The organism is Streptomyces prasinopilosus, assembly GCF_001419695.1.
Lineage (GTDB): Bacteria > Actinomycetota > Actinomycetes > Streptomycetales > Streptomycetaceae > Streptomyces > Streptomyces prasinopilosus.
The window spans coordinates 1-7,643 of the sequence record NZ_LIRG01000416.1 but is presented as its reverse complement, the minus strand read 5'-3'; the positions used below and the strand labels follow the sequence as shown (position 1 = coordinate 7,643).

The 7,643-nt window shown below is 74.8% G+C and carries 6 protein-coding genes; 2 read left to right on the top strand and 4 right to left on the bottom strand.

Annotated features, from left to right (window positions below; translation table 11 throughout):
- Positions 1-181: 181 nt before the first annotated feature.
- Positions 182-1,135, bottom strand: coding sequence for an FAD-dependent oxidoreductase (locus AOK18_RS17945; RefSeq protein WP_055695037.1), 954 nt, complete (start codon positions 1,133-1,135; stop codon positions 182-184).
- A 66-nt stretch (positions 1,136-1,201) separates the two neighbouring features.
- On the opposite strand from AOK18_RS17945, the gene AOK18_RS17940 reads away from it, so the two are divergent.
- Both AOK18_RS17940 and AOK18_RS17935 read left to right on the top strand, forming a co-directional pair.
- Positions 1,202-2,290, top strand: a complete 1,089-nt coding sequence (locus AOK18_RS17940; protein WP_055695036.1) for a hypothetical protein — start codon at positions 1,202-1,204, stop codon at positions 2,288-2,290.
- 13 nt (positions 2,291-2,303) lie between these two features.
- Positions 2,304-3,944 carry an ABC-F family ATP-binding cassette domain-containing protein gene (locus AOK18_RS17935; RefSeq protein ID WP_055695035.1) on the top strand — a complete coding sequence of 547 codons (1,641 nt, stop codon included), beginning with the start codon at positions 2,304-2,306 and terminating at the stop codon, positions 3,942-3,944.
- A 176-nt stretch (positions 3,945-4,120) separates the two neighbouring features.
- Here the strand turns inward: AOK18_RS17935 and AOK18_RS17930 are convergent, their stop codons facing one another.
- The 3 genes from AOK18_RS17930 to AOK18_RS17925 form a co-directional block, all read right to left on the bottom strand.
- Positions 4,121-6,511: a Tex family protein gene (locus AOK18_RS17930; RefSeq protein WP_055695034.1), complete on the bottom strand. Its 2,391-nt coding sequence runs from the start codon at positions 6,509-6,511 to the stop codon at positions 4,121-4,123.
- Between the two features lie 105 nt (positions 6,512-6,616).
- Entirely contained in the window at positions 6,617-6,742 is a 126-nt protein-coding gene (locus AOK18_RS35160; protein ID WP_254664727.1) for an LPFR motif small protein, read from the bottom strand.
- A 115-nt stretch (positions 6,743-6,857) separates the two neighbouring features.
- Positions 6,858-7,613 (bottom strand): enoyl-CoA hydratase/isomerase family protein, encoded by a 756-nt coding sequence (locus AOK18_RS17925; protein ID WP_055695033.1) that lies wholly within the window; start codon positions 7,611-7,613, stop codon positions 6,858-6,860.
- Positions 7,614-7,643: the final 30 nt, after the last annotated feature.

The window sequence follows — 7,643 nt, the reverse complement described above, 5'->3', positions numbered from 1 at the left end:
CCGCATCGGCCCCGGGGCCGGCACGGACGTGGAGGGCGACCCGGTCGGCAAGCACTACGAGACGCCCACCGAACCCTGACCGCCGGCGGCCGCTCCGGCCGCGACCGGCGGCAGTGGACGGGCCGGCCGCCCCCGATGCCGAGGGGGCGGCCGGCCCGCCCGTTCCCGGGGCCGCGCCGCCTCACCCCAGGGCGAGTTCCGCCGCGTTCTCCGCGCAGCCCCAGGCCACGGTGACACCCGCCCCGCCGTGGCCGTAGTTGTGCACCAGCCTCCGCCCGTCCGGGAGCGGTTCGCGTGCGATGCGGACGGTGTCGCGGGCCGGCCGCAGTCCCACCCGGTGCTCCAGGATCCGCGCCCCCGCGATCCGGGGCCGCAGCGCCGCGCACCGCCGCAGGATCGCCTCGGCCTGCACCGGGTCCGGCTCCGGGGACCAGTCGTCCTCCTGCGCCGTACCGCCCAGCACCAGCCGCCCCGGCTGCGGAAAGACGTACGCGGTCGTCCCGTCGGCGGCCGTGGAGACCGTCCAGGTGCGGATCCCCGGGTTCTCCACCACGACCAGCTGCCCCCGCACCGGACGCACCGCGGGATCGGGCACGAGGTCGCGCGCCCCCAGCCCCGAGCAGTTCACCACGACCGGGGCGTCCGCCCGGGCGAGGTCCGTCACCGTGCGCTCCTCCACCACCCCGCCCGCGGCCGTGAGCCGCCCCCGCAGCCAGGGCAGATGGACCGGCATGTCGACGAGCGGCAGCCGCGCCCGCACCCCCGGCCCCCAGGGGTACTCCTCGGCGCTCGACGCCCGCAGCCCCGGCAGCCGCGCGGCGGCCCAGGCGCCGACCTCGTCCAGCGTGGTCCCGCCCAGTACCCCTTCGACCATCCGTACGCCGGTGACCTCGGGCCGCGCGGCCAGCCTCTCGTACACGTCCAGCGAGCGCAGCGCCCACGCGCGCGCGGACGCCACCGGCTCGATCCGGTACGGCCACCACAGCGCCCCGGCAACCGCCGAGGTGGTCCGCTCGACCGGGTCGCGCGTCCACAGCCCCACCCGTGCGCCCCGCCCGGCGAGGACGACGGCCGTCGTCAGCCCGGCCACCCCGCCGCCGATCACCCGGACGTCGAAACCCTGTTCGCTTCCCATGCGGGGACGTTAGCGGAATATGTCATGCCGTGCTCAGATCCGTCCCGCTGCGGGAATACTCGCCCCATGCCTGCCGAGTACGCGACCTTCGGCCTGACACCGGCGATCCGCGCCGGTGGACTCCTCTCCGGCGGTGACCACCAGGTCCACCGGGACTTCGTCGACTTCGTCGTCGACGGACGCCCGCTGCTGTTCCGCCTCTCCGACCTCGACGCCGTCTCCCCGCTCGCCTCCGACATCCCGCCCGCCATCTTCACCGCCCAGGTCCGCAGCCTGCTGCTGGAGACCGAGGCACCGCTGCCCTCCGGCCGGTACATCGTCTACGGCTGCCCCGACTGCGAGGACCTCGCCTGCGGCGCGGTGACCGCCGCCATCGAGCGGGACGGCGAGGACTACATCTGGCGGGACTTCGCCTGGCAGACCGGAGAACACGTCGACCTGGAACGCGACGGGTACCACGGACTGGGCCCGTTCCGCTTCCGCGGCGCCGACTACCGCACCGCCCTCGCCGCCCTGCCGGCCGGCCGCGTCCCGGGCGCCCGGCGCCGCGTCCTGCTGATCGGCGCCCGCGTCGCCCTGCTCGCCAGGCTCGCCGCGGCCCTGCGCACCATCGGAGTCGGCGCCGACATAACCGCCGCCGCCGACGGCGTCCCCGCCGACGAACTGCGCGGCTACGGCGCCGTCGTCTTCGGACGGTCGGCCGGCCCCGCCGAACGGGACGCCGTGCGCGCCGCCTTCGCCGCCGCCGGCGTCGACGTGCCCTGCGTCGATGCCCGCGCCCCGATCGTCCCGCTGCTCGTCGCCCGGACCGAGCAGGCCCTGGACAGCAGCCCGCCCGAGCGGCGCCGCCTGACCGCCCTGGTCTCCTCGGCCCCGGCAGAAGCGGGCGCGGACGCCGGCGCGGAGGTCGAGGTCACCTCGTCGTGCCGGGTGCGGCTCACCGCGTACCGCGTCGGCCGTCTCGCCCGCACCCACACCCACGAGGTCTTCGACGGCGTCCTGGAACCGGGCCGCCACCGCATCCCCCTGGACCCGAGGACGGTCAGGGGGGAGTCCTACCTGGTGGCCCGCACTCCCGGGGCGGTCCTGACCACGGCGGTGCGGCGGCCGGGGAGGCCCGAACCGGGTGTCCGGGGGGCGGCGGGCGAGGGCTAGGATCGGCGGTCTGATGACTGCCACCCTCGTCGCCAAGAACCTCTCCGCCGGTCACGGCGACCGCTCCCTGTTCAGCGGCCTCGACCTCGTCGTCGCCCCGGGCGACGTGATCGGCCTGGTCGGCGCCAACGGCGCCGGCAAGTCCACCCTGCTGCGCCTGCTCGCCGGGCTCACCGCACCGGAACAGGGGGAGCTGCGGCTCTCCCCGCCCACGGCCACCGTCGGGCACCTCCCGCAGGAGCCGGAGCGCCGGCCCGGCGAGACCGTCCGGGACTTCCTGGCCCGCCGCACCGGTGTCGCCGAGGCCCAGCGGACGATGGACGAGGCGACCCAGGCCCTGGTCGACGGGGCGCCCGGCGCCGACGACGCGTACGCGGACGCCCTGGAGCGCTGGCTGGCCCTGGGCGGCGCCGATCTCGACGAACGCGCCGAGGAGGTCACCGCGTCGCTCGGCCTGACCGTCGGCCAGGACCAGCCGATGACCGCCCTGTCCGGCGGCCAGGCGGCCCGCGTCGGCCTCGCCTCCCTCCTCCTGTCCCGGTACGACGTCTTCCTCCTCGACGAGCCGACCAACGACCTCGACCTCGACGGCCTGGAGCGCCTCGAACGCTTCGTCGGCGGACTGCGCGCCGGCACGGTCGTGGTCAGCCACGACCGGGAGTTCCTCACCCGCACCGTCACCAAGGTCCTCGAACTCGACCTCGCCCAGGGCAGGATCAACCTCTACGGCGGCGGCTACGCGGCCTACCTGGAGGAGCGGGAGGTGGCCCGCCGGCACGCCCGCGACGAGTACGAGGAGTACGCCGACAAGAGGTCCGCGCTCCAGGACCGGGCCCAGACGCAGCGGTCCTGGATGGACAAGGGCGTCAAGAACGCGCGCCGCAAGGCGGGCGGCGACAACGACAAGATCGGCCGCAAGTTCCGCAGCGAGGCCAGCGAGAAGCAGGCCGCCAAGGCCCGCCAGACCCAGCGCATGATCGAACGCCTCGAGGTGGTCGAGGAGCCCCGCAAGGAGTGGGAGCTGCGCATGGAGATCGCCGCGGCCCCGCGCTCCGGCGCGGTGGTGGCGTCCCTGCGGGACGCCGAGGTGCGGCGCGGCGGCTTCCTGCTCGGACCGGTCACCCTGCAGATCGACTGGGCGGACCGGGTCGCCGTCACGGGCGCCAACGGCTCCGGGAAGTCCACCCTGCTGGGCGCCCTGCTGGGCCGCGTCCCGCTCGACGCCGGGCACGCCGCGCTCGGCTCGGGCGTGCTGCTCGGCGAGGTCGACCAGGCCCGCGCGCTGTTCCACGGCACCGAGAGCCTGCTCGACGCCTTCCGTGCCGGGGTCCCGGACACCGAACCGGCCGAGGTCCGCACCCTGCTGGCCAAGTTCGGCCTCAAGGCGGACCACGTGAGGCGCCCGGCGGCCACCCTCTCGCCGGGCGAACGCACCCGCGCCGCCCTCGCCCTGCTCCAGGGCCGGGGCGTCAACCTCCTCGTCCTCGACGAGCCGACCAACCACCTCGACCTGCCCGCCATCGAGCAGCTGGAATCGGCCCTGGACTCCTACGGGGGCACCCTGCTCCTGGTCACCCACGACCGGCGCATGCTCGACGCGGTGCACGTCACCCGCCGCCTGGAAGTGGCCGACGGCAAGGTCACCGAACACTGACCGGACGGCGGTCCGAGTCCCGGCCGGCCCCGGACCGGCCACGGGCCGGACGGCCGGAGCCCGGCCGGGTGACGACCCGGCCCGGCGGAGCACCGGCACCGACGACGCGGAACACGCCGGCGGCCCGGTTCCCCGCACCGCGGTGCGGGGAACCGGGCCGCCGGCCTGCCCGGGACCTAGCGCCTGCCCTTCTTCGGGTCGACCAGCCCCGCCCGGCGCAGGGCGTCGGCCATCGCACTGTTCGCCGGCGCGGGCGCCGGACGCGCCCCGCCGCTTCCGCGGCCGCCGCCACCGCCCCCGGGGCGGCCCTGCCCCTGGCCCTGACGCTGCTGCGGCGGGCGCGCCCCACCGCGCTGCCCGCGCCCGCCGGGTGCCTCGGCCCGCTCCGCGGCCTCGTCGTCCAGCCGCAGCGTCAGCGAGATCCGCTTGCGCGGGATGTCGATGTCGAGGACCTTCACCTTGACGATGTCGCCCGGCTTCACCACGTCCCGCGGATCCTTGACGAACGTCCTCGACATCGCGGAGACGTGCACCAGGCCGTCCTGGTGCACGCCGATGTCGACGAACGCGCCGAAGGCCGCCACGTTCGTCACCACGCCCTCCAGGACCATCCCGGAGACCAGGTCGGAGATCTTCTCCACGCCCTCCTTGAAGGCGGCGGTCCTGAACGCCGGCCGCGGGTCGCGCCCCGGCTTCTCCAGCTCCTTGAGGATGTCCGAGACGGTCGGCAGACCGAACTTCTCGTCCACGAAGTCCTCGGGCCGCAGGGAACGCAGCACCGCCGTGTTGCCGACCAGGGAGGCGACCTCCTCACCCGACGCGCGCACCATGCGCCGCACCACCGGATAGGCCTCCGGGTGCACGCTGGAGGCGTCCAGCGGGTCGCCGCCGCGGATCCGCAGGAAGCCCGCACACTGCTCGTACGCCTTGGGACCGAGCCGCGGCACCTTCTTCAGGTCGCCCCGGGACCCGAACGGTCCGTTGCCGTCCCGGTGGGCCACGATGTTCTCGGCGAGCCCGGAGGTGATGCCCGAGACCCGGGCGAGGAGCGGCGCGGACGCCGTGTTGACGTCCACCCCCACGCCGTTCACGCAGTCCTCCACCACCGCGTCCAGCGAACGCGACAGCTTCACCTCGGACAGGTCGTGCTGGTACTGGCCGACGCCGATCGACTTCGGGTCGATCTTGACCAGCTCCGCCAGCGGGTCCTGGAGCCGGCGCGCGATCGACACCGCCCCGCGCAGCGACACGTCCATGTCCGGCAGTTCCTGCGAGGCGAACGCGGACGCGGAGTACACGGAGGCGCCCGCCTCCGACACCATGACCTTCGTCAGCTTCAGCTCGGGGTGCCGGGTGATGAGGTCGCCGGCGAGCTTGTCGGTCTCGCGGGACGCGGTGCCGTTGCCGATCGCGATCAGCTCGACGGCGTGCTCCTTCGCGAGCCGGGCCAGCTTGGCGATCGACTCGTCCCACCGGTTCGCCGGGACGTGCGGGTGGATCACGTCGGTGGCGACGACCTTGCCGGTCGCGTCGACCACGGCGACCTTCACGCCCGTACGGAAGCCCGGGTCGAGACCGAGCGTCGCGCGGGTACCGGCCGGAGCGGCGAGCAGCAGGTCGCGCAGGTTGGCCGCGAAGACCCGCACGGCCTCGTCCTCGGCCGCCGTCCGCAGCCTCAGCCGCAGGTCGATGCCGAGGTGCGCCAGGATGCGCGTGCGCCACGCCCAGCGGACCGTGTCGAGCAGCCACCTGTCGCCGGGCCGGCCCCGGTCGCCGATCCCGAACCGGCGGGCCACCGTCCCCTCGTACGAGGACGGGCCCTCCGTCTCCTCCTCCGGCTCCAGGACGAGGTCCAGGACCTCCTCCTTCTCGCCGCGCAGCATCGCCAGGACCCGGTGCGAGGGAAGCTCGGTGAACGGCTCGGCGAAGTCGAAGTAGTCGGAGAACTTCGCCCCCGCCTCCTCCTTGCCCTCACGCACCCGGGCGACCAGCCGCCCGCGCACCCACATGCGCTCCCGCAGCTCGCCGATCAGGTCGGCGTCCTCCGAGAACCGCTCGGTGAGGATGGCCCGCGCACCGTCCAGCGCGGCCTGCGGATCGGCGACCCCCTTGCCGGCGTCCACGAACGCGGCGGCCGCGGCGAGGGGATCGACACCCGGGTCCCCGAGCAGCCCGTCCGCCAGCGGTCCGAGCCCCGCCTCCCGCGCGATCTGCGCCTTGGTGCGCCGCTTCGGCTTGTACGGCAGGTAGACGTCCTCCAGGCGCGCCTTGGTCTCCGCGCCCCGGATCCGCGCCTGAAGCTCCTCGGTGAGCTTGCCCTGCTCGCGCACCGACTCCAGGATCGCCGTACGACGCTCCTCGAGCTCCCGCAGATAGCGCAGCCGCTCCTCGAGCGTGCGCAGCTGCGCGTCGTCGAGCATCTCGGTGGCTTCCTTGCGGTAGCGGGCGATGAAGGGCACCGTCGAACCGCCGTCGAGCAGTTCCACGGCGGCCCTCACCTGCCGCTCCTGTACGCCGAGCTCCCCGGCGATCCTGCCTTCGATGGACCCTTGCAGGGGTGTCGTCACGATCCCGTACCGCCTTCTTCGCTGAGGTTGCGCGGCAATTGTGGCAGGTGGCGCCGACGATCGGGGATCAGGGCGGCGACGCGCCGGGTGGTGGCGCGGGCCGGGTCAGGCGCGCCGGCCCGCCGACGAGGCACCCCCGAACAGCCGGGCCACCGCCCGGAACGGCAGTGTCACGACGGTGGCGACGGCGCCGCCGATCTGGCGCAGGACATCCGCGATGGCACGGAACACGTGTCTTCTCCTTCGGTCCTCGGCGTCCCGTCCGCCCGGGCGGGACGGACGGGGTGATGACCTCCGGGTACCTCGTCAGGGCTTCGACATGCCTGTCCGCCGGGGACGCCGTACCCTACGGCCGCCCCGGCAGGCTCCAGTCGAACCGGGGCCGCCTCCGCTCCAGGAAGGCGGCGACCCCCTCCGCCGCGTCGCCCCCGTCCCGCGCCAGGCTGCTCCAGTGGGCGTCCCGGTCGGTGCGCCCGTCCGCGAACTCCTTCGCCGCGGCCTGGGTCAGCTGCGAACGCGAGACCAGGACCGCGGTGAACTCCGCGACCCGCCGGTCCAGTCCGTCCGCGGGCAGCACCTCGTCGACCAGCCCCGTGCGCAGGGCCCGCGCGGTGTCGATCAGCTCGCCGGAGAACAGCAGGTACTTGGCGGCGGAGGGGCCCACCAGGGACACCAGCCGCCGGGTGGAGGAGGCCGGATAGACGATCCCGAGCCGGGCCGGGGTCACCCCGAACACCGTTCCCTCCTGCGCGAACCGCAGATCGCAGGCGGCCGCCAGCTGCGCCCCGCCGCCGACGCAGTGCCCCCGGACCGCCGCGAGCGTCGGCTTGGGGAACGCGGCGAGCGCCTCCTCGGCCGCCACGGCGAGCCGCTGCGCCTCCCGCACAGACCCCTTGAGCGTGGAGATGTCGGCCCCGGCGCAGAACGTGCCGCCCTCGCCGGTGAGCACCAGCGCCCGCACCCCGGTGTCGTCCGCCAGCGTGTCGAGCAGCGGTGGCAGGGCGCGCCACATCGCGGTCGTCATGGCGTTGCGCTTGGCCGGATGGCGTATGACGACCGTGGCGACCGATCCGGTGACGCTGTGCGACAGCTGCGGCTCCATGCGCCGGATGCTATCCGCCCCGGCCGGGGC